General features: G+C 60.6%; 20 protein-coding genes and 1 pseudogene. 10 read left to right on the forward strand and 11 right to left on the reverse strand.

What is annotated here, in order from left to right:
• Positions 1–136: 136 nt before the first annotated feature.
• From ASC74_RS05175 to ASC74_RS05185, 3 genes are all read left to right on the forward strand, one after another.
• Positions 137–2,020: a feruloyl-CoA synthase gene (locus ASC74_RS05175; protein WP_056740092.1), complete on the forward strand. Its 1,884-nt coding sequence runs from the start codon at positions 137–139 to the stop codon at positions 2,018–2,020.
• On the forward strand, positions 2,017–3,258 hold the full coding sequence (locus ASC74_RS05180) for a thiolase family protein (protein ID WP_056739806.1): 1,242 nt from the start codon (positions 2,017–2,019) through the stop codon (positions 3,256–3,258). Before ASC74_RS05175 ends, ASC74_RS05180 begins: the two co-directional genes overlap by 4 nt.
• A gap of 138 nt (positions 3,259–3,396) precedes the next feature.
• Positions 3,397–4,110 (forward strand): GntR family transcriptional regulator, encoded by a 714-nt coding sequence (locus tag ASC74_RS05185; protein WP_056740094.1) that lies wholly within the window; start codon positions 3,397–3,399, stop codon positions 4,108–4,110.
• A 12-nt stretch (positions 4,111–4,122) separates the two neighbouring features.
• Here the strand turns inward: ASC74_RS05185 and ASC74_RS05190 are convergent, their stop codons facing one another.
• The 3 genes from ASC74_RS05190 to ASC74_RS05200 form a co-directional block, all read right to left on the reverse strand.
• Positions 4,123–5,073, reverse strand: coding sequence for a PDR/VanB family oxidoreductase (locus tag ASC74_RS05190; protein ID WP_056739808.1), 951 nt, complete (start codon positions 5,071–5,073; stop codon positions 4,123–4,125).
• Between the two features lie 99 nt (positions 5,074–5,172).
• Positions 5,173–6,231 (reverse strand): aromatic ring-hydroxylating oxygenase subunit alpha, encoded by a 1,059-nt coding sequence (locus tag ASC74_RS05195; RefSeq protein ID WP_056739810.1) that lies wholly within the window; start codon positions 6,229–6,231, stop codon positions 5,173–5,175.
• Between the two features lie 236 nt (positions 6,232–6,467).
• Positions 6,468–8,252: a sigma-54-dependent Fis family transcriptional regulator gene (locus ASC74_RS05200; RefSeq protein WP_056739812.1), complete on the reverse strand. Its 1,785-nt coding sequence runs from the start codon at positions 8,250–8,252 to the stop codon at positions 6,468–6,470.
• 292 nt (positions 8,253–8,544) lie between these two features.
• On the opposite strand from ASC74_RS05200, the gene ASC74_RS05205 reads away from it, so the two are divergent.
• From ASC74_RS05205 to ASC74_RS05230, 6 genes are all read left to right on the forward strand, one after another.
• Positions 8,545–10,020, forward strand: a complete 1,476-nt coding sequence (locus ASC74_RS05205; protein ID WP_056739814.1) for a benzaldehyde dehydrogenase — start codon at positions 8,545–8,547, stop codon at positions 10,018–10,020.
• Between the two features lie 68 nt (positions 10,021–10,088).
• Positions 10,089–10,856, forward strand: coding sequence for a coniferyl-alcohol dehydrogenase (locus ASC74_RS05210; RefSeq protein WP_056739816.1), 768 nt, complete (start codon positions 10,089–10,091; stop codon positions 10,854–10,856).
• A gap of 101 nt (positions 10,857–10,957) precedes the next feature.
• Positions 10,958–12,607, forward strand: a complete 1,650-nt coding sequence (locus ASC74_RS05215; RefSeq protein WP_056739817.1) for a DUF1302 domain-containing protein — start codon at positions 10,958–10,960, stop codon at positions 12,605–12,607.
• Between the two features lie 15 nt (positions 12,608–12,622).
• Complete coding sequence (locus ASC74_RS05220; protein ID WP_056739820.1) at positions 12,623–13,984, forward strand: DUF1329 domain-containing protein; 1,362 nt, start codon at positions 12,623–12,625, stop codon at positions 13,982–13,984.
• A 69-nt stretch (positions 13,985–14,053) separates the two neighbouring features.
• A complete protein-coding gene (locus ASC74_RS05225; protein WP_056739822.1) occupies positions 14,054–15,157 on the forward strand; it encodes a WD40/YVTN/BNR-like repeat-containing protein in 1,104 nt (367 codons plus the stop codon).
• A 52-nt stretch (positions 15,158–15,209) separates the two neighbouring features.
• The gene (locus ASC74_RS05230) at positions 15,210–17,633 is read left to right on the forward strand and encodes an efflux RND transporter permease subunit (RefSeq protein WP_056739823.1); all 2,424 of its coding nucleotides are present in this window, start codon (positions 15,210–15,212) and stop codon (positions 17,631–17,633) included.
• A gap of 348 nt (positions 17,634–17,981) precedes the next feature.
• Here the strand turns inward: ASC74_RS05230 and ASC74_RS32000 are convergent, their stop codons facing one another.
• Positions 17,982–18,191, reverse strand: coding sequence for a hypothetical protein (locus ASC74_RS32000; RefSeq protein ID WP_056739825.1), 210 nt, complete (start codon positions 18,189–18,191; stop codon positions 17,982–17,984).
• Between the two features lie 109 nt (positions 18,192–18,300).
• Here ASC74_RS32000 and ASC74_RS05240 point away from each other — a divergent pair.
• Positions 18,301–18,720 (forward strand): annotated as a pseudogene (locus tag ASC74_RS05240) (TetR/AcrR family transcriptional regulator); the annotation flags it as partial.
• Here ASC74_RS05240 and ASC74_RS05245 read toward each other — a convergent pair.
• The 7 genes from ASC74_RS05245 to modA form a co-directional block, all read right to left on the reverse strand.
• The gene (locus ASC74_RS05245; protein WP_046047412.1) at positions 18,717–19,001 is read right to left on the reverse strand and encodes a hypothetical protein; all 285 of its coding nucleotides are present in this window, start codon (positions 18,999–19,001) and stop codon (positions 18,717–18,719) included. The pseudogene ASC74_RS05240 and the gene ASC74_RS05245 sit on opposite strands and share 4 nt — an antisense overlap.
• A gap of 309 nt (positions 19,002–19,310) precedes the next feature.
• Complete coding sequence (locus tag ASC74_RS05250; RefSeq protein WP_007946177.1) at positions 19,311–19,541, reverse strand: hypothetical protein; 231 nt, start codon at positions 19,539–19,541, stop codon at positions 19,311–19,313.
• 127 nt (positions 19,542–19,668) lie between these two features.
• Positions 19,669–19,890, reverse strand: a complete 222-nt coding sequence (locus tag ASC74_RS05255) for a hypothetical protein (protein WP_046047413.1) — start codon at positions 19,888–19,890, stop codon at positions 19,669–19,671.
• 72 nt (positions 19,891–19,962) lie between these two features.
• A complete protein-coding gene (locus ASC74_RS05260; RefSeq protein ID WP_056739827.1) occupies positions 19,963–21,003 on the reverse strand; it encodes a DNA topoisomerase IB in 1,041 nt (346 codons plus the stop codon).
• Positions 21,004–21,078: 75 nt separating this feature from the next.
• Positions 21,079–22,158, reverse strand: coding sequence for a molybdenum ABC transporter ATP-binding protein (gene modC / locus ASC74_RS05265; RefSeq protein WP_056739829.1), 1,080 nt, complete (start codon positions 22,156–22,158; stop codon positions 21,079–21,081).
• Positions 22,159–22,161: 3 nt separating this feature from the next.
• Positions 22,162–22,842, reverse strand: coding sequence for a molybdate ABC transporter permease subunit (modB, locus tag ASC74_RS05270; RefSeq protein WP_046047416.1), 681 nt, complete (start codon positions 22,840–22,842; stop codon positions 22,162–22,164).
• Positions 22,843–23,610 (reverse strand): molybdate ABC transporter substrate-binding protein, encoded by a 768-nt coding sequence (gene modA / locus ASC74_RS05275; protein ID WP_056739831.1) that lies wholly within the window; start codon positions 23,608–23,610, stop codon positions 22,843–22,845.
• Positions 23,611–23,704: the final 94 nt, after the last annotated feature.

Raw genomic sequence — 23,704 nt, forward strand, 5'->3', positions numbered from 1 at the left:
GGCGACCAATGCTTGAGAGCGTTTGTCGCCCGCGTGCAGGCCAGACATAACAATAACGAGGCTGCAGTCGCAGGCTGCCATGCCCCGGTGAACGCATTTCTGCGAGCCGTGGTGTGCCTTGATGGAGAACAAGCACGTGAGTTCCGAATTCAAATCGCCACCCCAGAACGAAGCCCGTGCGCCGCGCTATCGCCACGTATCCATCGGCCGTCCTGCGGTCGAGGTCAGCGAAGAGCAGGGCATCCTGCACATGCGCTCCCTGGAGCCTTTGGCTGAGTTGCCCGCACGCTTGCTGGATCGCCTGGTGCATTGGGCCCAGGTGCGCCCGCAACAGACCTTTATCGCTGCTCGCCAGGACGGCGGCGACTGGCGCCGGGTGAGTTACGCCGAGATGCTGACCAGCGTCCGCGCCATTGCCCAACGCCTGCTCAGTTACGGTCTTTCGGCCGAGCGACCGCTGGCGATCCTCTCGGGCAACGACATCGAGCATTTGCAGATTGCGTTGGGCGCCATGTACGCCGGCATTCCCTATAGCCCGGTTTCTCCTGCCTATTCGTTGTTGTCCCAGGATTTCGCCAAGCTGCGGCATGTCTGCAATCTGCTGCAACCGGGTTTGGTGTTCGTCAGCGACGCCGCGGCCTATCAGCGGGCGATCGATGCGGTGCTGCCGGCCGAAACGCCGCTGATCACCGTGCGCGGTCAAATTCCTGGCCGCAATCAGGCGAGCTTTGCCAGTCTGCTGGAACAGCCTGGCGGTGCCGAGGCCGATTGCGCTTTCACGGCGACCGGGCCGGACAGCATCGCCAAGTTCCTGTTTACCTCAGGTTCTACCAAGTTGCCCAAGGCCGTGATCACCACCCAGCGCATGCTCTGCGCCAACCAGCAGATGCTGTTGCAAACCTTTCCTGTGTTCGGCGAAGAACCACCGGTGCTGGTGGATTGGCTGCCGTGGAATCACACCTTCGGCGGCAGCCACAACGTCGGCATCGTGCTGTACAACGGCGGCACCTTTTACCTGGACGATGGCAAGCCGACCGCCCAGGGTTTTGCCGAAACACTGCGCAACCTCAAAGAGGTATCGCCCACCGCCTACCTGACCGTGCCCAAGGGCTGGGAAGAGCTGGTCAACGCCCTGGAGCAGGACAGTGAGTTGCGCGAACGTTTCTTCTCGCGCATGAAGCTGTTCTTTTTCGCCGCTGCCGGCTTGTCCCAAAGGATTTGGGATCGCCTGGACCGGGTCGCCGAACAGCATTGTGGCGAACGCATTCGCATGATGGCCGGGCTCGGCATGACCGAGGCGGCACCGTCCTGCACGTTCACCACCGGGCCACTGTCCATGGCCGGTTATATCGGCCTGCCGGCTCCCGGTTGTGAAGTGCGGCTGGTGCCGGTGGACGGCAAGCTGGAGGGGCGTTTTCGCGGGCCACACATCATGCCCGGTTATTGGCGTGCGCCGCAGCAGACCGCCGAAGTGTTCGACGAACAAGGTTTCTACTGTTCCGGCGACGCGCTGAAACTGGCCGATGCCCGTGATCCACAACTGGGGCTGATGTTCGACGGGCGCATTGCCGAGGACTTCAAACTCAGCTCCGGCGTGTTTGTCAGCGTCGGTCCGTTGCGCAATCGCGCGGTGCTCGAAGGTTCGCCTTATGTTCAGGATATGGTGGTGGCCGCGCCCGACCGCGAATGCCTGGGTGCGCTGGTCTTTCCTCGGCTGTACGAATGCCGACGTCTGGCCGGTTTGAGTCCGGACGCCAGCGATGCCGAGGTCCTGGCCAGCGTGCCGGTGCGTCAGTGGTTCGGTGATTGGCTGCAACGGCTCAACCGCGACGCCACCGGTAACGCCAGTCGACTGGAGTGGATCGCGGTGCTCGACGAGGCCGCGTCTATCGATCGCGGTGAAATCACCGACAAAGGCTCGATCAACCAGCGGGCGGTCTTGCAATGGCGTGCAGCCAAGGTCGAGGCGCTGTATCGCGGCGAAGACCTCTCGATCCTGCGCGCCGGTCCACGGTCTTGAATTACGCAGGGCAGTATTCGGCCTTCACCGATGCTGCGATTCTTGAGGCCGTGCGTACGCCCTGGATTGACGTTGGCGGTGCGCTGGCCCAGGTATCGCCCATCGATCTGGGCATCAAGGTCGGTCGTGAAGTGCTGGCCCGTGCCGAGCTCGATCCATGGACAGTCGACACGGTGTTGGCCGGCTCCATGGCCCAGGCCAGCTTCGACGCCTACTTGCTGCCACGCCACATCGGTCTTTACAGCGGTGTGCCGCAACAGGTGCCGGCGCTGGCGGTGCAGCGCATCTGCGCCACCGGCTTCGAGCTGCTGCGCCAGGCCGGTGAGCAACTTCGCGACGGCGCAGAACTGGCGCTGTGTGTGGGCGCCGAATCCATGTCGCGCAACCCGATTGCTGCCTACACCCATCGAGGCGGATTTCGTCTCGGTGCGTCGGTGGATTTCAAGGATTTCCTCTGGGAGGCGCTGTACGACCCGGCACCGGGACTGGACATGATCGCCACGGCGGAAAACCTTGCCAGGCGTCATGGCCTGAGTCGCGAAGCGGTGGATGTCTATGCCCTCAACAGCCATGAGCAAGCGTTGCAAGCGCAGACCTCGGGTTGGTTCGCCGATGAAATTGTCGCAGTGCGCAACGAGTCGTTTGAGCTGGACGGCTATCAGCCGCGGGGCATTACGCTGCCGCGTCGGGTAGACGCAGCCACCCTCGACAGCCATGTTCGGCGCACTGATTTCCTCGCGTTGGCGAAGTTGCGGGCGATTCATGCGGGGGGCGTGCAAACCGCAGGCAACAGCTGCGCCGTGGTGGATGGTGCCGCGGCGGTGCTGGTCGGTCGCGCATCGGCGGGTACGCGACCGGCACTGGCAAACCTGCTGGCGACGGCGGTGGTTGGCGTGGCCCCGGAGTTCATGGGGATCGGCCCGGTTCCGGCGATCCAGCTGCTGCTGCAACGCAGCGGGTTGGTGCAGGACGATATTGCCCTGTTTGAAATCAATGAGGCGCAGGGTGCGCAGGTGCTGGCAGTGGCCCAGGCGCTGGAGATGGACACCAATAAGCTCAACCGCCGAGGCGGTTCCATCGCCCTCGGCCATCCATTGGCCGCCACCGGCCTGCGTCTGGTGATGACCCTGGCCCGACAGTTGCGCGAGCAGAATCTGCGCTACGGAATCGCCGCTGCCTGTGTCGGTGGCGGGCAGGGCATGGCCGTGCTGATCGAGAACCCGGAGTGCCGCGACTGAGCCCTTTAGCCTCTTGCGCGCAGGCAAACTGGAAACCGCTAGCCTCTTTTTTGCGTATTGGCTGCTGTGCGAGTTGATCTCCAGCTTGTGCAAGGCTTGCGTTACTATGGCCGCCCACGTTTTCTGGAAGTTGCCTGGATGAGTAAGCCCGGTCAGTTGGTGCTGGTAGCGCTGCGCAAGATGATCGCCTCGGGCGAGCTGGCTGCTGGCGAACGACTGATGGAAATTCCCACGGCGGAGTTGTTCGGGGTGTCCCGGATGCCGGTGCGCATGGCTTTTCGAACCCTCGAACAAGAAGGGTTGCTGGTGCGGTTCGGCGGTCGAGGGTTTCAGGTGCGCTCGGTCAGTGCCGATGACATTGCCGGTGCCGTTGAAGTACGTGGAGTGCTCGAAGGCCTGGCGGCCCGTCAGACTGCCGAGCGCGGACTCTCGGCGGAGGGGCGCGCGATCCTGGAGCTATGCCTGTTGCAAGGTGACGAGTTGTTCGACAAGGGCTATGTCACAGAAGACGATCTGGAGGTCTACCATGACCTCAACATGCGCTTTCATCAGGTGATCGTCGAAGGCAGCCACAACCCGGCCATCGCCGATGCACTGGCGCGCAATGACCACCTGCCGTTTGCTTCGGTGACCGCGCTAGCAGTGGATCGCAATGACATGGCCCGCGAGTATCGGCGTTTCAACTACGCCCACATGCAACATCATGCCGTCTTCGATGCCTTGATCAATCGCCAGGGTGCCCGCGCCGAAGCGATCATGCGCGAACACGCCAACGCTACCCTGCGCTATGCCGAGATATTTGGTTCTGCGACAGCCAATGAGCGGATGAAGGTCATTCACCGCTCTGAGTGAGGTTCGGCCTTTTCAGAGGTCCAGCACCAGCAACGGTGATTTCGAGCGTGAGCAGCACGGTGTGAACTGATCATTAAGTGCCTGCTCATTTTCGGTGAGGAACAGGTCGCGGTGATCCGGCACGCCCTCCAGTACCCTGGTCAGGCACGTGCCGCAAATACCCTGTTCGCAGGACATGGCGATATCGATGCCATGGCTTTCCAGTACTTGAACCACGGTTTTGTCGGCCGGGATTTCGAAGACCTGGCCAGTGCTGCCAACCTTGACCGAAAAGCTCCCGTCGTTACGGGTGTCAGTTGGCGTGGCGGCAAAGTATTCGCGGTGCAGCGAGTCTTCCTGCCAGCCTTGAGCCCTGGCGCTGTCCAGCACGTGCTGCATAAAACCTCCCGGGCCGCAAACATACAGATGAACGTTTTCTCCTGGCTGGGCCAATACCCTGGCCGCGTTCAGCGCTGTCTCGGGCTGCTCATCGAAATGCAGAAATACCCGGTCGGCGAAAGACGAGTTCTTGATTCGTTCGACAAAGGCCGCACGCTCGCTCGAGCGTGCGCAGTAATGCATTTCGAAGTCCGCGTCGCTGTGGGCAAGACGTTCAGCCATGCACAGGATCGGCGTGATACCGATGCCGCCGGCAAACAACAGGCTGCGCCTGGCCTGGTGTGCCAGCGGAAACAGATTGCGTGGCTCGCTGATGCGCAGGCGATCCCCGGTGTTGATCTGTTCGTGCAGGCATTGTGAACCGCCACGCGAGGCCGGATCCTTGAGCACGCCGATCAGGTAACGGTGGCGATCTTCGGGGTGATTGCACAAGGAGTATTGACGGATGAGTCCGCCGGGCAGGTGCACATCAATGTGCGCGCCGGCACTGAAGCCGGGCAGTGCGCTGTCATCGACGCGGGCCAATTCATAGCTGCAGATGTCCTGAGCTTCGTTTTTGCGCGATACCACCACCACATCGATCATGCTTCATCCTCGGAGCGTTGCCACCACAGTGGTCACTTCTGGTTATTTTGAAATTGTGCTGCGCAAGGGGCGGGCACGGCATGGCGTGCCTTGGCCAGGTTACTGAACGGTGGCGATCAATTGCGGCTCGGAGGCTCGCTCGCTGGCGATGATTCGATCCAGGACGCGGCGCGACTGCACGCCGCCTGCATCGATATTGAGCTTGAGTACATTGCGCTGAGGGTGGTCCAGCAGGTTTTGCTGCTGGCGTTCGAGCATCTCCAGGTCTTCGCTGAAAATCTTCCCCTGACCCTCACGAATGGTCGCGGTGAGTGCCTCATCCTGAGGATTGAAGTTGCGCGCCATGCCCCAGAAGTACCAGATGGAGGTGTCGGTTTCCGGGGTGATGAAGTCGACCACGATGCTTGAAGCTTTGAACTCGGCGTCAGCGTGGTATCCGCCTTTGCCGGCATGGGCGACACCCACTTCGATCAGTACGTGACTGGGTGGCGAGAAACGGCAGATTTGCCAGCGGTCCACCGGCACATCGTCGGCCAGATTGTTACCGCGCAAGGCCATGCGCCAGAACGGCGGCGCCATGATGTTTTCCATGTGGCGTGCGGTAACCACTTCATCGCCCTCGACCGTCGTGGTCGGGGCGGCCTCATCGATTTCTTTCTGGCCGATGCTGGACGCATGTACGTAGGTCTCGTGCGTCAGATCCATGAGGTTGTCGATCATCAGGCGATAGTCGCAGCCGATGTGGAACAGACCGCCGCCGTATGCCCATTGATCGCTCACGGCCCACTCCAGGTGGTGGATCAGCGTCGGGTCGGCTTTGTCCTGTTCTCCAGGCCAGACCCAGATAAAACCGTAACGCTCGACCACCGCGAAAGTCTTGTTGCAAGGGAAGCCGCGTACCCGTTGCCCTGGCATTTCGACAGTTTTTCCGTCGCAACCCATGACCAGACCGTGATAGCCGCACACCAGGTTGCCGTTTTCGACATAGCCCAATGAGAGCGGCGCGCCGCGGTGCGGGCAAAAGTCCTCGACCGCTGCAACCTGGTTTTCCTGGCCGCGATAGAAAACGATTTTTTCGCCGCAGATCTGCCGTCCGAGGGGTCCTTGTGCAATTTCATCGGGGGTGCAGGCGACGTACCACGTGTTTTTTGGGTACATGAAAACTCTCCAGGTCAGCACTTGTTTTTGTTTTGATGGATCCATTAGGCGATAAGCGGATGCCGCAAGTCAACCTTGTCCGATGCTGTTTACGCTTAAAAATAGACGTAATAAGCATGTTCTATTCAAGGTGCGTTTGTTTTAAGTTCGTTTAGTGGATCCATTGGAGAGTATTCATGTACAAAAAAACCGCCAGTGGCGGTTTTGTGGGTGATAAACGTGGGTGGCTTTGCGCTTCAGGATGGCCGCTCTGCCGACGCCTGTTGGTACTTCTTCAGCCGATAGGCAAACTGCGCACGACTCAACCCCAGCAGTCGTGCAGCCGCAGCCAGATTGCCTTCGCTCTGTTGCAGCGCTTCGTCGATCAAGCGCGACTCCAGTCCTTCAATGGAGAAGCCTTGTTCCAGCCGGGTCAAGGTATCCAGCAAGGCCGGGCGAGGCTGTGCGCTGGCGGGACTCTGGTCGATGGCCGCGAGGCTGCCCTTGTTGTCCAGAGAGTACAGCTCCTGTGGTATTGGCTCGTTGCGAAACAGGTGGACCAGGTCGATGGCTTGACCATCCTCGCTGGCGATCAGACCGCGCTCTACCAGGTTCTGCAGTTCCCGCACGTTGCCGGGGAAGTCGTAGCGTAGCAATGCTTTGAGCGCACGCATGGTCAGCCCGGCGGGTTTGCGCGCGTAGTCCTGGCAGAAGCGCCGCAGGAACGCATTGACCAGTAACGGGATGTCGTCGCGTCGTTCACGCAGCGGCGGCAGGGTGATGGGGAAGACGTTCAAGCGGTAGAACAAGTCCTCACGAAAGTCTCCAGCCGCTACCGCTTTGCGCAGGTCGACGTTGGTTGCCGCCACCACCCGCACATCGACCTTGATTGGCTGACCACCACCGACTCGCTCTATCTCACGTTCCTGTAAGGCCCGCAGTAGCTTGCCTTGTCCGGGCAGGCTGAGGCTGGCGATCTCATCGAGAAACAGGGTGCCGCCGTGGGCCCGTTCGAAGCGCCCGGGGCGCGAATGGGTGGCACCGGTATAGGCGCCGCGTTCGACACCGAACAGCTCCGCCTCGATCAGATTGTCCGGGATCGCAGCACAGTTGAGGGCCACGAAGGGCGCTTGATGACGTGGGCTGTACTGATGCAGCTGGCGGGCAAATAACTCCTTGCCGACCCCGGATTCACCACTGAACAGTACCGTAGCGGGTGTCGGCGCCACACGCTGCAAGGCGAGGGTGGCTGCATTGAAGGCGGCGCTGGCTCCGATAGGTTTTGGCCCGCCAGGCATTTCGCTGTCGTCATCGGGGGCGGGTGCTGGTGCTGGACGCTGCCTGGGAGCGACGCTGGATGGCGAGGCGGTGAGATAACTCAGGTCCTGTTCGACGTCGCCCCATTGTTCGGCGGTCTTGCCGACCACTCGGCAGGTCTCGTGGCCCATGCCCCGGCATTCGGTTTCACGGAAGATCACCAGGCGGCCGAACAGCCCGCTGACATAACCGATGGCATAGCCCAGTTCGGTCCAGCACACCGGGTCCTGGCCGATCCCGTAGGCGGCGATATGTTCGTCGGCCTCGCAGGAGTGATGCCAGAGGAACTCGCCTTCGTAGAAACCGGAGTCGGCGTCGAACTTGAAGTGCAGGGGTTCGACCTTGGTCATGCCTTCGAGGGTGTGCAGGCGAGTGCCGGCGGAGAAAATCGCTGCGGCATCGGCGTCCGGCCAACGCTCGCGGATCAGCCGTGCATCGCGTGCGCCTGACAGGTAGCCGGTGCGGGTAAACAGACCACGGGTCTGTTCTAGACCCTGGCGATCGATTATCTCGCGCCGCAGTGCGCCGAAGGATGAACTGTGCAATAGCAGCATGCGCTGATCGTTGAGCCAGATGCGTCCGTCGACAGGGGAAAAGAACAGGCATTCGGTCAACTCGGCCAGGGTCGGTGAGTTGCCCTCGGCCAGCTGGGTACTGTCCCCGCGGGGCGAGAAATGCTCCTCCTGTATCGCGAGACCGGGAAACAGCAAGTGGGGGTTATTCATTGTTATGCCCCTGAGCGCAATGACTGGTCGAAATGAGTAACTTCAAAAATAGTTATTAAACATAACTTTATCATTTGAACAAGTGACCCGGTGCTGGCGGAGCGTCGAGACCCTCGCCCGATCTTTGAGTACTCATCTTGAGCCCACAGGCCAGAGCCTTCGCCATCTAAATAACGGTGGCACGCAGGAAGTCGGCACAGCCCTTGCTCTAGTGCTTTCACGACGCAGACGACTTCACCGCTTCAGCAAGGCGACGTCGGTCGATGACAAACACAAGAGCCGGGAGGCCGAAATGTCGGTAAGTGAATCCTCTGATTTTCTGCGGGACGAGTTGTGGAACGAGCGCATCTTCAATGGCGACTGGATACGCCCATTGGGCGGCAGCAATAGCGTACGCGAGCCAGCCACCGGCGAGGTGTTGACTGTCACCGGTCTGGCCGATGCTGCGGACATCGCGTTTGCCAGTCTCAACGCTGCCCGTGCCCAGCCGGCCTGGGCGGCATTAGGGCCGCGCGAGCGGGCGCAGATCTTTCGAAAAGCCGCCGCGTTGGCTGAGCAACACTTTGCCGAGCTGGCGCTGTACATCGCTCGAGAAAGTGGCGGCAGTCTGTTCAAGGGTGAACATGAGGTCCGTGAGGCGATCGTCTTGTTGCATCAGGCGGCCGGGCTGCTGTCGCAACCCCATGGCCTGGTTCTTCCGAGCGAGGCGGGGCGCTTGTCCTATGCACGCCGGTTGCCCCATGGCGTGGTCGGAGTGATTTCTCCGTTCAACTTTCCTCTGGTGCTCTCCCTGCGCTCGGTGGCACCCGCGTTGGCGGCCGGCAACGCCGTGGTGCTCAAGCCCGATCCGCAGACCCCGGTCAGTGGTGGCTTCATCATTGCCCGGTTATTCGAGGCGGCCGGTCTGCCCAAGGGGTTGCTGCAGGTTTTGCCGGGCGCAGCAGTGGCCGGTGAGGCGCTGTGCCGCGACCCGCATGTGCGGATGATTGCGTTCACTGGCTCCACCGCAGCGGGACGCAAAGTCGCGGAGGTGGCCGGGCGTCATCTGAAGAAAGTGGCCCTGGAGTTGGGCGGTAAGAACTCGCTGATCGTGCTCGAAGACGCTGATCTCGACCTGGCGGCCAGCAACGCCGCCTGGGGAGCCTGGTTGCATCAGGGGCAAATCTGCATGGCCACCGGACGCATCCTGGCCCATGAGTCGATCGCTGAAGAACTGGTCCGCCGGCTGGCAGAGAAAGCACGGACGATCACCGTCGGCAATGCCGCTCGCGGCGAGGCGGTGCTGGGGCCTTTGATCAACAAACGACAGTTGCAACGTGTGCATGAAATCGTCACGGAGAGTGTGAGGGCCGGGGCAATTCTGGAAGCCGGCGGCGAGTTTGAACAGCTCTTCTACCAACCTACGGTTCTTTCAGGCGTGCGTCCGGGCATGCGTGCATTCGACGATGAGATCTTCGGTCCGGTGGCCACGGTGGTGAGTTTTGCCAGTGACGAGGAGGCCATCGAGTTGGCCAATCGCACCGAGTATGGCCTGTCCGCGGGGATCATCTCGCCGTCGGTCGGGCGCGCGATGGCGATTGGCGAGCGACTCAATTGCGGTCTGCTGCACATCAACGATCAGACGGTGGCCGACGAATGCGTCAACCCATTCGGTGGGCGTGGCAGTTCGGGAAATGCCGGCAGCGTTGGCGGCCCGGCCGACTGGGACGAATACACCCAATGGCAATGGGTGACGGTCAAGGACACCGCGCCGCGCTACCCGTTCTGACTGCTCCCGGGCCGACGTGGGTGGTCGGTCCACCGGGCGAGTACACAAAAACAATAAGAGGACACAACATGAAACTCGACAACAAGATTGTGCTGGTGACCGGGGTCTCCTCGGGTATCGGTGCAGCCACTGCAAGCCTGCTGCGCGGCCACGGCGCCCAAGTGATTGGCGTGGATCTGAAGGCCCCGCACATGACCCTGGACGGCTTTGTCCAGGGTGATCTGAGCAGCGCCGAGAGCATCGACCGGCTGTTGCCGCAGTTACCGGAGCGGATCGACGGTCTGTGCAACATCGCCGGGGTCCCGGGCACTGCAAACCCGCAACTGCTGGCGCAGGTCAATTACCTGGGGTTGCGCCACCTGAGCAGTGCGCTACTGCCGCGCATCACGGCTGGCGGCAGCATCGTCAATATCGCCTCGATCCTCGGAGCCGAATGGCCGCAACGCCTGGACCTGCACAAGGCGCTGGCGCGCATCGAAGATTTTGCCACCGCGCAAGCCTGGCTGGCCGAGCACCCGGTACCGGACGAGACCTGCTACCAGTATTTCAAGGAAGCCTTGATTGTCTGGAACTACGTGCAGGCCCAGCCCTGGTTTCTCGAACATTCGGTGCGCATGAACAGCGTGGCGCCAGGCCCGGTTTTCACGCCGATCCTCGGCGACTTCGTAAGCATGCTCGGTGAGGCCCGGACCCAGGCTGATGCCCATCGCATGAAGCGCCCCGGTTATGCCGATGAGGTGGCGGCGGTGATCGCTTTCCTGTGTGCCGACGAGTCGCGCTGGATCAACGGCGTCAACCTGGCAGTCGATGGCGGATTGGCCTCCACCTACATCTGAAACGCACACCCGTAGACAGCGGCGCAAGCCGCTACCCGAGCGTGTTGGCTGGCGCCATGCGTGCAAAGCCATGCCAAAAATAAAAATAATGAGGAGCGTCCATGGACAACGTTAAACGTTGCTTTCGTTTCAAGCACTGCGCCCTGTTTCTGGCGTTATGCAGCGCAGGCGTGATGGTCGAAAGGGTCGAGGCCGTGCAAATGGACCTCGGTGATTCCGATTGGAAACTGCGCTGGGACAACACCATCAAATACAGCCAGGCCTGGCGTCTACAGGGTCAGGACAGCCGTTTGGTCAACGCGCCGACCGCCAACGGCCTGTATCCCTCGATCCAGAGCCAGGGCGATAAAAACTTCAGCAGTGGCCTGGTCTCCAACCGTCTGGACCTGTTTTCCGAAATGGACCTCAGTCGGCAAAACTACGGGCTGCGCGTGAGTGGCGCGGCCTGGTACGACGATATCTACAACCAGGACACCGACAGCAGCGAGCAAACGCATTTCCTCAGCGAGACCCGCAAGCTCCATGGCCGCGACGGCGAAATCCTCGACGCCTTCGTGTTCCTGCGCGGTGACCTCGGTGAAGACTCCCAGGGTGTGGTGCGTCTGGGTCGGCACAGCCTGATCTACGGCGAAAGTCTGTTCTACGGCGGCAACGGGATTGCCAATGCCCAGGGCCCGACCGACGTGGTCAAGTTGCTCAGCGTGCCGGGGACCCAGTTCAAGGAGATTCTGCGTCCGGTCAATCAGGTCTCCGGGCAGTTGCAGATCAACCCACAGTTGTCGGTGGGCGCCTACTACCAGTTCGAGTGGGAGCGCTCCAATCTGCCCGGCGCCGGCAGTTACCTGAGTGATGTCGATGCCATCGGTTACGGCAGCGGTTCACTGCGTGAGGTGTTTGGCAACGACACCGTGAATGGCGGCGATCTGAAACCGAGGAACTCGGGGCAGGGCGGTATGCAGATTCGCTTCAAACCGACCGGGACCGAACTGGAACTGGGATTCTACGCCGCGCAGTATCACGACAAAGCCCCGATCGGCCTGTATGCCTACCTCGATGGTGCGGCCGCGGCAGCCACCGGGTTGCCGATCCTGAGTTCCTATCGTCAGGTCTACGCCGAAGATATTAAGACTGCCGGCGTCAGCTTCTCCACTGCCTATGGGCCGTTCAACTTTGCCGGTGAAACCTCCGTGCGCTGGAATGCGCCGCTCGTGAGCAATCTGCAAGTGGTGACACCGGGCACGGATGCAGATGGCGGCGACAACTCGCTGTTTGCTCGGGGAAAAACCGCGCACGCCAACCTGTCGGCGATTTACCTGTTGTCACCGACGGCTTTCTGGGACGGCGGCTCGGCACTGGCCGAACTGGCCTGGAACCGAACCCTGAGCATCACCGAGAACGCCGCGGCCCTGGATTCCAATACGACCCGCGATGCGACGGCGTTACGCGTGTTGGTGGAGCCGGCGTACTTCCAGATTGTCGACGGGATCGACCTGACCGTGCCGATTGGCATGGGCGTGGTGCTCGACGGGCGCTCGTCGGCCGTCAACAAATCGGGCTTCGGCAATACCCATTCCGGCGACTGGAGTGTCGGGCTCAAGGCCACTTATCTGCAGCGCTGGGATGTTGGCCTCAACTACGTGAACTTCTTCGGTGCGCCAAAAGCCGGGCTGCGCGAGGACGGGAATTTCAGCTACGGGCAGTCGCTGGCCGACCGCGACTTCGTCTCGCTCTACGTGAAAACCTCATTCTAAAAAGGTGGATTCGCCATGCAGAACAAAGCATTTCTCAACACGTGCGTCCTCACCCTGGCTCTGGCCGGCATGAGCCTGACACAGGCAGCGGTATCGCCTGAGAAGGCTGCAAGTCTGAAGTCCGGACTGACGCCCCTTGGCGGTGAGCGAGCCGGCAACGCCGATGGCAGCATCCCGGCCTGGGACGGTGGTTACACCAAGGTCGCACCCGGCTACAAGCCGGGTGATAAACGTCCCGATCCATTCGCCGGCGAGAAACCGCTGTACTCGATCAAGGCCTCGAACATGGAGCAGTACGCCAGCGAGCTGGCCGAAGGTACCAAGGTCTTGTTGAAGAAATACCCGGACTACCGGCTGGATGTTTACCCGACCCATCGCTCGGCAGCAGCCCCGCAATGGGTCTATGACAACACCGCCAAGAATGCCGTCCGCGCCACGCTGGACGTTGAGACCGAGAAAGTCGTCAGCGCCTATGGCGGCATCCCGTTCCCGATTCCGGACAACGGCGCGCAAGTACTGTGGAACTACCGGCTGTCCTGGCAGGGTGGCGATACCATCAGTTCGCCTTTCGACACCTGGCTGATGACGGCGGGCGGCAAGAAAGTCCAGGCGACCCGTGCCCAGTACACCTACCAGTTTCCCTACTACGTCGAAAACGGCAGCCCGGAAAATTTTTCCGGCAAATACCTGATTGGCAAACTGTTGACCGAACTGCCGTCGTCCAAGGCCGGTGAAGGCCTGATGACCCATTGGGACCTGGACCCGGCCAACCGTGCGGCCTGGCAGTACCTGGTTGGCCAGCGCCGGGTGCGTCGGGCGCCGAACATCGCCTACGACACCCCGGACTTCGTCACCTCCGGGGTCGGTCTGTTCGACGAAGCGTTCATGCTGTTCGGGCCCACCGATCGCTACGACCTCAAGCTGATGGGCAAGAAAGAACTGATCGTCGCCTACAACAACAACCGCGCCGGCCTGGCCAAGAGCGACGATTTGGTCAAACAGAACTTCCTCAATCCCGATCTGGTGCGCTGGGAGAAGCATCGGGTCTGGGTGGTCGAGGCCACGCTTAAATCCGGCAAACGCCATGTGGTGCCGCGTCGCACCTATTACATCGACGAGGACTCCTGGCAGATCCTGATGGCCGACGGGTATGACGCCCAAGGCAAACTGGGACGCCAGATGTATTCGCTGACGTTGCTGGCACCTGACCTGCCGGCGCTCACCGCACAGGTCATGTGGGGCAGCTACAACCTCGACACCGGCGCCTACTTCCTCAACTCATCGAGCAATGATCTGGCGGTTCAGTACCAGAAAGTCGCGAAGCCTTCGGCCTCTTACTTCACGCCGGATGCCATGGCCAACGAAAACATGCGTTGAACCATGGGGGGCCGTGACGGGCGAAAAACTCGTCGCGGTCGCGAGCGATTTTCCAAGCGGGATAAAGACATGAACGTTGAAAAAATCTTTGCGAGTTTTGGCCAGCGATGGGGTGTCTGCGCCCTGGCGTTGTGTCTGTTGGCGAGCACGTCCATTGCTGCGCAGGCCGCGACGTTCGCGGTGTTGCAGCAGCCGGCGTTGCCGACGGCCAAGGCCCAGCGCGCGGTATTGCTCGGGTTGGCCCGGGCCGGGGAGCGCTTGGTGGCGGTCGGAGAGCGGGGCATCGTGCTGCTCTCGGACGATTCGGGGAAAAGTTGGCGCCAGGCCAGTGTGCCGGTCAGCGTCAGCCTGACAGCGGTGCAATTCGTCGACGCCGAGCAGGGGTGGGCGGTGGGGCATCTGGGTGTCGTACTGCACAGCGAGGATGGCGGTGAAACCTGGCACAAACAGCTCGACGGTGAAGGTGCCGCCAAGCTGGCGGTGCAGGCTGCGCAGCGCAATGCCGATCAACCGGGCGGTGCCAGCAATCTGGAACAGGCACGGCATTTATTGAGCGATGGACCGGACAAGCCGTTTCTCGACCTGTACTTCAGTGACCGGCTGCATGGCTACATCGTTGGCGCCTACAACCAGATCTACCGCACTGACGACGGCGGGCAAAACTGGCAACCCTGGATGCGACATGTGGACAATCCGCAGGGCCTGAACCTGTACGGCATCCGTGCCTCGGGCACTGACCTGCTGCTGGTGGGGGAGCGCGGTTTGCTGTTGCGTTCGAGCGATGCCGGGCATTCGTTCCAGGCCTTGAAGTCACCTTATGAAGGCAGCTTTTTCGGTCTGCTCGGCACCCGCAGTGGAGCCTTGATTGCCTATGGTTTGCGCGGCAACGCATGGTGGTCCGATGACCGTGGGAACCGTTGGCGGCGCCTCGACACTGGCGTCGACTCAACGTTGGCGAGCGCCATCGAGCTGTGTGACGGCAGCCTGCTGATGGTCAGCCAGAGCGGCGAGCTCTTGTTCAGCCATGACCAGGGTCGCAGCTTCGACAAGCGTCAGAGCCGCAGCGGTTCGACGGTCGCAGCCTTGCAGCAGGCGGCCGACGGCAGTCTGACCAGCGTCGGTTTGAGTGGCGTGGCCGCTGACCAGGATCCGCGGGCATCCGGCAAACCTTGAAACCTCACGGTGTAGCGCTATCGGGCCGAGGCCCGCGCAACAGGAGTCAGACTTGAAAGACGACAAAACCCAAACCGTGATCGGCCGCCTGGAAGACTTTGACCAGGCTTCGGGCAACTTCGCCGAGCGGGCGATCTTCAACCATCGACCGCTAGTGATCCTGCTGTGTCTGTTGGTGACTCTGCTGCTCGGCTGGCAAGCCACGCGCATCGGCATCAACGCCAGCTATGAGAAGACCATCCCGACCGGCCACCCCTATGTTGCCAACTTCCTGGAGAATCGCAGCGAGTTGAGCGGCCTGGGCAACTCACTGCGCATCGCCGTTGAAGTCAAGCAGGGCAGCATCTTCACCAACGACTACCTCGACACCCTGGCCAGGCTCAACGATGAGCTCTATCTGCTGCCGGGTGTCGACCGGCCTTACATGAAGTCGTTATGGACCCCGACCACGCGCTGGACCGCGGTGACGGAAGAGGGCCTCGATGGCGGTACGGTGATCCCCGACGACTACGATGGTTCTGCCGCCAGTATCGAACAGGTGCGGACCAACGTCGCCCGTTCTGGCGAGGTCGGCCAGTTGGTGGCCGGCAACTTCAAGTCCAGTGTGATCTTCGTGCCCTTGCTCGAAAACAGTCCGCAGACCGGCAAGGCCCTGGACTACGGCGAGTTTTCCCGGCAACTGGAAGCCCTGCGGGACAAGTACCAGACCGATGATCTGCGGATTCACATCACCGGCTTTACCAAAATCGTCGGTGATCTGATCGAGGGGTTGACCCAGGTACTGTTGTTTTTCGTGGTGGCGGTACTGGTGACCGTGGTGGTGCTCTATGGCTACACCCGTTGCGCGCGCAGCACCTTGGTGGTGGTGACGTGTTCGCTGGTGGCAGTGCTCTGGCAGCTTGGTCTGCTCGCCATTCTCGGTTATGAACTGGACCCTTACTCGGCGTTGGTGCCGTTTCTGGTGTTCGCCATCGGCATGAGCCATGGCGCACAGAAGATGAACGGCATCATGCAGGACGTCGGTCGAGGCACCCACCGGGTGGTGGCCGCGCGTTATACCTTTCGCCGATTGTTCGCCGCCGGCATGACCGCGTTGCTCTGTGATGCGGTGGGCTTCGCGGTGTTGCTGCTGATCAACATTCGGGTGATCCAGGACCTGGCGATCACCGCCAGCCTTGGTGTGGCGGTGCTGATCTTCACCAACCTGATTCTGCTGCCGATCCTGCTCAGCTATATCGGTGTCAGCCCGGCAGCGGCGCAACGCAGCCTGAGTTCGGAAACCGCCGAACTGCAGGCGCAGATCAAGCATCCGTTGTGGCGTTTTCTCGATCTGTTTACCCAACGGCGCTGGGCCATTGGCGCCATGCTGGGCGGCCTGTTGCTGGCCGCGTTCGGGTTTGCCGTGAGCCTGCACCTGAAGATCGGCGATCTCGATCCCGGCGCGCCGGAGTTGCGGGCTGACTCGCGCTACAACCGCGATGCGCTGTTCATGACCCGCAACTATGCGGCCAGCTCGGATATTTTCGTGGTCATGATCAAGACCCCGGAAGATCAGTGCACTCGCTACGCCAGTCTGTCCGCGGTGGATGCGCTGGCCTGGCGGCTGGAGCAACTGCCAGGCGTGGAGTCGACCACCTCCATGGCGGCGCTGAGCAAGATCGCCACGGCCGGTTACAACGAAGGAAACTTCAAATGGTATGAGCTGATCCCCAATGACGGCGCGTTGGGTGCGGTGCAGACCCGAGCGCCGCGAGAGCTGTTCAATCAGGGCTGCTCGATGCTGTCACTGTACGTTTACCTGGCCGATCACAAGGCCGATACCCTGAACCGAGTGGTGGAGGCCAGCGAGAAATTTATCACTGAACATCAGGTACCAGAGGTCAAATTCATGCTGGCCGCGGGCAGTGCCGGGATCGAAGCCGCGACCAATATCGTGGTGAAAAAATCCATGCACGAGATGTTGTTCTGGGTCTACGGTGCGGTCAGCCTGTTATGCCTGCTGACCTTCCGGAGCTGGCGCGCAACCCTCTGCGCGATGCTGCCGCTGATGCTCACCTCGATTCTTTGCGAGGCGCTGATGGTGAGTCTGGGCATGGGAGTGAAAGTGGCGACACTGCCGGTGATAGCGCTCGGCGTGGGCATCGGCATCGACTACGCGCTCTATGTCTTGAGCGTGATCCTCGCTCGAATGCGTGCCGGTGACACCTTGGCTCAAGCCTATTATCAGGCGCTGCTGTTCACCGGCAAGGTGGTGTTGCTGACCGGCATGACGCTGGCGGTCGCGGTGTCGACCTGGGCCTTCTCGCCGATCAAGTTCCAGGCCGACATGGGCATCCTGCTGGCCTTCATGTTCCTGGTGAACATGCTCGGCGCCTTGATCCTGCTGCCGGCACTGGCCTGGCTGTTGCTGCCGCAGAAGGTCTTCGCAAAAAAGCCTGAAACGAGGCTGCTTACGCAGTTGGTCAAGGAGAGCTGAAGGGCTCCGCAAGGAGGTACACCAGCACAACGGCCCGGGAACATCCGGGCCGTGAACGCTTGGGTGGCGCCAGGCTTTAAGAAAGGTATGAGTCGTTGAATGAACGAGCCCTATGAAAGACCTGATGACAGCAAATCCAACCCACTGCGCTCCTGTCGTACCATTGGAAAAGCTCAGTGAGGGTACACATAGAGGTACAAAAATTTTCGATTTTAAAAATTTCCTTTATTTTCAGTGACAAAGAGGAAGGTTCGATTCCTGCTTCGCCATCTTAAATCAAGGGTTTGCGAGCGAAAGCTGATGCAAACCCTTGTTTGTTTCTGGTCCGCTATTTTGAGTTGACCACGGCTATTGATCCCGGCCGCTAGCCCCTGGAGCAGCGCCGCGTCGATCTTCGCCAGCAGGGTTGCCGGTATCGACAAGCCTTCTCTCTACCAAGACATTTTGAAGGGCCTGGCGGGCTGCAGCGTCTAGCTGGTCCTCTCTCTCCTTGAGTTCAAGCAAGATTGGGCTGGACCAGGTGCGATAGGTTTTCTCGGTATCTCGAATTGATGTCATCTGTCCCCTCCTTGATGAGTGACCGCCAACACCGTCGGCGCAATTTTGGTTCGATAGAACCCTAGTCGAGAAATCTGTTTGCCGCCAAAAATGGCGGGATGCCAGGGGCAGTATCGAAGAGGCGTTGGGTGCAGTCGAGGACGCGCAAGGATTGCAAGCAGCCTATTCGGAGCTGCTCGATCAGTATTACGAGATCGTTTTTGCTACACCGGCGATGCGTGATATCTGGTCCGGGATGCAGGCAGACAAACAGCTCATGGCGTTGGAGCTGCAGGAGAGTCGTATTGCGGGCGGGTTATTGGCTGATGCGATGCTTCGGGTATTCCCCGACAGCGATGCGTTGCGGGTTCGGGAATCTGCGTTTCTGATCTGGCATCTGGGGGAGGCGACGATGCGGCTGTCCATCACCTGTGCACCCGAGGAGGGGCGTGGTCTGGTCGAAGCCTTCAAGCGCATGTCGTTGCTGGAAATCATGGCGCCAGCGGCCGGATCGAGTGAATTCGATTCAGCCGCCGAAGCTGTCAGTTAAACGAAAGGTTGACCGGTAAAACCACGAGGCAATCGTTGCAGTCCTTCCATTGCGGTGAGCCGTTCGACCCAAGCCGCGCGCCAGTCATTGGCTGTATGCGTAACTTTGGCTTTGCGTGCGGCGCGGCGTGCAGCGTTGCGCTGGTCTTTGCGCGCATCCTTGAACGCGTCGGTGTTGCGGCAGCTTCTGCATTTCACCCGGGTAAGTTCGCTGGTTGAAACGAGTTTGCTGCCTTTGTGACCGCAGGCCAGATGCCCGCCGACTTTGAAGTGAGTAACCATCAGACGCCTCCTTCGTGACGTGTGATCGTTTGACCTCCGCCGTACGGTGACGTTCGTTGCCTGCGTAATGGGCAAAAAAAAGGCCCGCATGCGGGCGGGCCAGGGAGATTCTTCAAAGGAGTCCGGTCAATCTAGAGCCTGAGATGTGAATGCAGTGTGAAACAGATCGCGCAGCCATAAAAAAGCCCAGCGTCAGGCTGGGTTGGGGATGTAGCAGGAAGCGTTCAGGCAAGGACGCACCCGGTGACGATAAGGTCGCCGTTTATGCGTCCTGAATCAGGCCGTGTCCTTGAGGATGTCCAGATCGAATCATCTGAACCGCGGCAGGGGCGGGTCGACAGGTTTGAGCGACGACAGCGTATTGCGAATCAGTGGCGTGTCCTTCTCGATGTCGTTCAGACGATCACGGATTCTGAGGGCCGTCGGGTGCCCGCCTTGATGATCGACCCAGTCGGCGATTTCCTTGCATGCCGCTGCCAGGCGAGCCTGACGGGAGTCGAGCAGGGTGAGCAGGGTGGTGATGGACTCTTTTTCGGACATGGCAAACACCTCCGTTCAAGAAACCTTTAATTGGCAGCAAAAAGCCCGCGGGGGAGCGAGCTGTCTGCCGATGGGGTCGCTAATCCTTCAGCTTTTTTCAGTATAGACCCGTGAAAGGCAGGTAGCATCAGCCTTCTCGGACCGTCACTTGCGACCTGGCATTGAGCTGCCGGCATTCACGCCGGGCGTCCTCTTCATGGTCGAAACCGTCACCGATGAAGCCACGGGTTCGAGTATCGGCGATGCGATACCAGACAGCGGCATCGGGTGGTGGATGGTTGGTATCTCCGGCTCGGCGGCCATAGATGATGATCTTGTTGCAACGCTTCACAACGAAAATGTCTTCCATGGCCTCACCACAGCTAATTCAGGTTCACAACAACTATAGAAGTCATTTGCGATCGTGCAAAAAATAGACAGGTCAGTTCGTCGCTTCAACGGTTGCGAGCATCTTCTCCAAAAACACCGCAAGCCCGACTTCCTCTGCCCTGAGCCCTTTGCGCGCTCGTGGCCTGGGCAGCTCAGCCAACGCCCCCAAAAGAAAACCATCGAGCACCGCCGGGTGGATGTAGCACTTGCGGCAGACTGCCGGAGTGTTACCCAATTGCTTGGCAACGTTCTTGACCATCTCCACCACATGCCGCTTGGCATCCGACTCCGGCTCCCACTGCAGTTCACGCAAAACCGCCAACGCCAACGCGCTGCCGGCCCAGGTTCGGTAGTCCTTGGCAGTGAAGTCGGCACCGGTGAGGGTTTGCAGGTAGGCGTTGACGTCGGAGGAGCTGACGGTGTGCCGCTCACCGTTTTCATCCAGGTACTGAAACAGGTTTTGTCCGGGAATTTCCAGGCAACGTTTGATAATCCGCGCCAGGCGTCGGTCTTTCACGGTGATCTGGTGCTCGACGCCGCTCTTGCCGCGAAACTGGAACAGGATCGCGTTGCCGTTGACCTCGACGTGACGGTTGCGCAGGGTGGTCAGGCCGTAGGAGCGGTTGTCCCGAGCGTACTGGGTGTTGCCGACCCGGATCAGCGTCGCATCAAGCAAGGTGATGACCGTGGCCATGACTTTGTCGCGACTGAAGCCGGGAGCCGCCAACAGAGTTTCAAGCTGTTTGCGCAGTTTCGGCAGCGCCAGCCCAAAGTCCCGCAAACGTGAGTACTTGTCGGCATCGCGCACTTCTCGCCAGCGCGGGTGATAACGGTATTGCTTGCGGCCTCGGGCATCACGACCGGTGGCTTGCAGATGGCCGCGCGGGTCTGCGCAGATCCATACATCGGTGTAGGCCGGGGGCACGGCGAGGGCATTGATGCGTTTGATTTCGTCTTGATCGGTGATGCGTTGACCTGCCGGGTCGAAGTAGCAGAACTTGCCGCGCAGTTTCTTGCGGGTGATACCGGGCTGGGTGTCATCGACGTAATGCAGGTCGGATGGCAGTGCATCGGGCAGCGCGGTATCGGGCATGACGGTAGTCCTTGGCGAGGGAGCAGGGGCCGTTACAGCCATTGACCGCACGCCGTTGCAGTCGTGCCAGCGGATTTATGCCAGCACCGCCACCGCCTTGATCTGTGCCCAGAGTTGCTGGCCGGGGTGCACGCCCAATTGGTCCCGGGAGTAGCGAGTGATTCGCGCCAGCAGCGGTGTGCCGCCCGCGTCCAGGCGGATCAGCACGTGGGCGGCGTTGTCCGCGCCCATTTCACTGATCACGGTGACCGGCAGGCGATTGAGGATGCTGCTGTGCTCGACGCTTTGCAGGCTCAGGCTGACATCCCGCGCCTGAACCTTGCAGCGCAGCGCCTGACCCGGGGTCATCGGTGAGTGAGTTACGCGAATGTTCAGGGTCGTGTTCAGCAGTTGCAGGGTCAGCAACTGATAGTCGGCGTCATAGGCACTGACGTGCCCCTCGATCACCACGCCGGCGTCGTCGCCCAGTGCCAGGGGCAGGTCGAGGCGGGCCAGCGTTTCGCCAATAGCGCCGCTGGCCAACGCTTTACCTTCACTCAGCAAGACGATGTGATCGGCCAATCGCGCCACTTCATCCTGGGAATGGCTGACGTACAGCACCGGGATGTCCAGTTCATCGTGCAGTCGTTGCAGGTAAGGCAGGATTTCGTTTTTGCGTTGGCTATCCAACGCCGCCAGCGGCTCGTCCATCAGCAACAGTTTCGGGCTGGTGAGCAGGGCGCGCGCGATGCCGACCCGCTGCCGTTCACCGCCGGAAAGGTGCTGCGGATGCCGATCCAGCAAATGGCCGATCCCGAGCAGTTCAGTCGCGTGTGCCATATCGACCCGCCGCTGTGGGCGAGGGATGCGCTTGAGACCGAACTGCAGATTGGCCAGCACCGACAGATGGGGAAACAGGCTGGCTTCCTGGAAGACGTAACCCAGCGCACGTTTGTGTGGCGGCACGAAAATCTTCTTGTCGCTGTCCTGCCAGACTTCATCGTTGACCTGGATGAAACCCTGCTCGGCCTTCTCCAGGCCAGCAATGCAGCGCAGGCAGGTGGTCTTGCCCGAACCGGAATGACCGTAAAGGGCGGTGACGCCGCGGCCGGGCAATTGCAGATCCACTTCCAGGGCGAACCCTGAATACTTCAGTTTCAGACGCGTATGAATCATCGATCAGCTCCAGCCCGCTTTGGTTTTACGGCTGGAGTAGAGCGCCAGCAACACAATAAAGGAGAACACCAGCATCGCCCCGGCCAGCCAATGGGCCTGGGCGTATTCCATGGCTTCGACGTGATCGTAGATCTGCACCGAGACCACGCGGGTCTTGTCGGGAATATTGCCGCCGATCATCAGCACCACGCCGAACTCACCCACGGTGTGGGCAAAACCGAGAATGGCAGCGGTGATGAAACCGGGGCGGGCCAGCGGCAGGATCACGCTGAAAAACGTGTCCCAGGGATTGGCGCGTAAGGTCGCGGCCACTTCCAATGGGCGAGTGCCGATGGCAGAAAAAGCGTTTTGCAGTGGCTGGACCACGAACGGCATCGAGTAGAGCACCGAGCCGATCACTAACCCAGCAAAACTGAAGGTGAGGGTGCCGAGCCCCAGTGATTGGGTGAAGTGGCCGATAAACCCGTTAGGGCCGAGCGCCAGCAACAGATAAAAGCCAATCACCGTCGGCGGCAGCACCAGGGGCAGGGCGACGACCGCCCCGACCGGGCCGCGCAACCACGAGCGGGTGCGCGACAACCACAACGCAATCGGAGTGCCGATGACCAGCAGGATAACCGTCGTCAGCGACGCCAGTTTCAGGGTCAGCCAGATGGCGGAAAAGTCGGCACTCGATAGCGTCATTTAGAGTTGGTAACCGTAGGATTTGATGACTGCGGCGGCTTTCGGGCCTTTGAGGTACTCAACCAGAGCCTTGGCAGCCGGGTTGTCCTTACCCTTGTTGAGGATTACCGCATCTTGTTTGATCGGGTCGTGCATGTCGGCTGGAACGATCCAGGCCGAGCCGCCGGTGACTTTGCCGTCTTTGTAGATCTGCGACAAGGCCACAAAACCCAGTTCGGCGTTACCGGTGGAGACGAATTGGTAGGCCTGGGTGATGTTCTGGCCTTCAACGATCTTGGTTTTGACCTTGTCGGTCAGGCCCAGCGTGGCCAGCACCTGAGTAGCGGCCAGACCGTAAGGCGCCGCTTTCGGGTTGGCGATGGACAGATGCTGATACTGGTTGTCGCTCAACACTTTGCCCTTGGCATCGACGTAACCTTCTTTCGCCGACCACAGCGCCAGGGTGCCGACGGCGTAGGTGAAGCGCGAGCCCTTGACCGTGTCACCTTCGGTTTCGAGTTTTTGCGGGGTGGTGTCGTCCGCCGAGAGGAACACTTCGAACGGTGCGCCGTTCTTGATCTGGGTATAGAACTGGCCGGTGGCACCAAAGGAGGTGACCAGTTTATGCCCGGTGTCTTTTTCGAAATCGGCGGCGATCGCCTGAATCGGTGCAGTGAAGTTGGCGGCGACGGCGACCTGGACTTCGTCCGCCTGGGCGGACCCGAAAGCGAACACTGCCAGCAGGGTTGCCAGGCAGGTGGGGGCAAAACGTGAGGCACGAATGGTCATGAAACGGCTCCGTGGTAGGCAAGTGCAGCGAGGGGGGGTAAACGCTATATAGCGGAATATATAGCGAAATGCCTGCAAACGGAATGTGTTGGAT

It is taken from the genome of Pseudomonas sp. Root329 (assembly GCF_001424925.1).
In the GTDB taxonomy this organism is placed as follows: Bacteria; Pseudomonadota; Gammaproteobacteria; order Pseudomonadales; family Pseudomonadaceae; genus Aquipseudomonas; species Aquipseudomonas arabinosi.

What these genes read in the sequence shown, in the direction of transcription:
- ASC74_RS05220 (WP_056739820.1), top strand. Translation starts at nt 12,623, where the DNA reads ATGCAGAACAAAGCATTTCTCAACACGTGCGTCCTCACCCTGGCTCTG.
- ASC74_RS05255 (WP_046047413.1), bottom strand. Translation starts at nt 19,890, where the DNA reads ATGGAAGACATTTTCGTTGTGAAGCGTTGCAACAAGATCATCATCTAT.
- ASC74_RS05210 (WP_056739816.1), top strand. Translation starts at nt 10,089, where the DNA reads ATGAAACTCGACAACAAGATTGTGCTGGTGACCGGGGTCTCCTCGGGT.
- ASC74_RS05245 (WP_046047412.1), bottom strand. Translation starts at nt 19,001, where the DNA reads ATGGTTACTCACTTCAAAGTCGGCGGGCATCTGGCCTGCGGTCACAAA.
- ASC74_RS05250 (WP_007946177.1), bottom strand. Translation starts at nt 19,541, where the DNA reads ATGTCCGAAAAAGAGTCCATCACCACCCTGCTCACCCTGCTCGACTCC.
- modA (WP_056739831.1), bottom strand. Translation starts at nt 23,610, where the DNA reads ATGACCATTCGTGCCTCACGTTTTGCCCCCACCTGCCTGGCAACCCTG.
- ASC74_RS05200 (WP_056739812.1), bottom strand. Translation starts at nt 8,252, where the DNA reads ATGAATAACCCCCACTTGCTGTTTCCCGGTCTCGCGATACAGGAGGAG.
- modB (WP_046047416.1), bottom strand. Translation starts at nt 22,842, where the DNA reads ATGACGCTATCGAGTGCCGACTTTTCCGCCATCTGGCTGACCCTGAAA.
- ASC74_RS05190 (WP_056739808.1), bottom strand. Translation starts at nt 5,073, where the DNA reads ATGATCGATGTGGTGGTGGTATCGCGCAAAAACGAAGCTCAGGACATC.
- ASC74_RS05195 (WP_056739810.1), bottom strand. Translation starts at nt 6,231, where the DNA reads ATGTACCCAAAAAACACGTGGTACGTCGCCTGCACCCCCGATGAAATT.
- ASC74_RS05225 (WP_056739822.1), top strand. Translation starts at nt 14,054, where the DNA reads ATGAACGTTGAAAAAATCTTTGCGAGTTTTGGCCAGCGATGGGGTGTC.
- ASC74_RS05260 (WP_056739827.1), bottom strand. Translation starts at nt 21,003, where the DNA reads ATGCCCGATACCGCGCTGCCCGATGCACTGCCATCCGACCTGCATTAC.
- ASC74_RS05185 (WP_056740094.1), top strand. Translation starts at nt 3,397, where the DNA reads ATGAGTAAGCCCGGTCAGTTGGTGCTGGTAGCGCTGCGCAAGATGATC.
- modC (WP_056739829.1), bottom strand. Translation starts at nt 22,158, where the DNA reads ATGATTCATACGCGTCTGAAACTGAAGTATTCAGGGTTCGCCCTGGAA.
- ASC74_RS32000 (WP_056739825.1), bottom strand. Translation starts at nt 18,191, where the DNA reads ATGACATCAATTCGAGATACCGAGAAAACCTATCGCACCTGGTCCAGC.
- ASC74_RS05215 (WP_056739817.1), top strand. Translation starts at nt 10,958, where the DNA reads ATGGACAACGTTAAACGTTGCTTTCGTTTCAAGCACTGCGCCCTGTTT.
- ASC74_RS05205 (WP_056739814.1), top strand. Translation starts at nt 8,545, where the DNA reads ATGTCGGTAAGTGAATCCTCTGATTTTCTGCGGGACGAGTTGTGGAAC.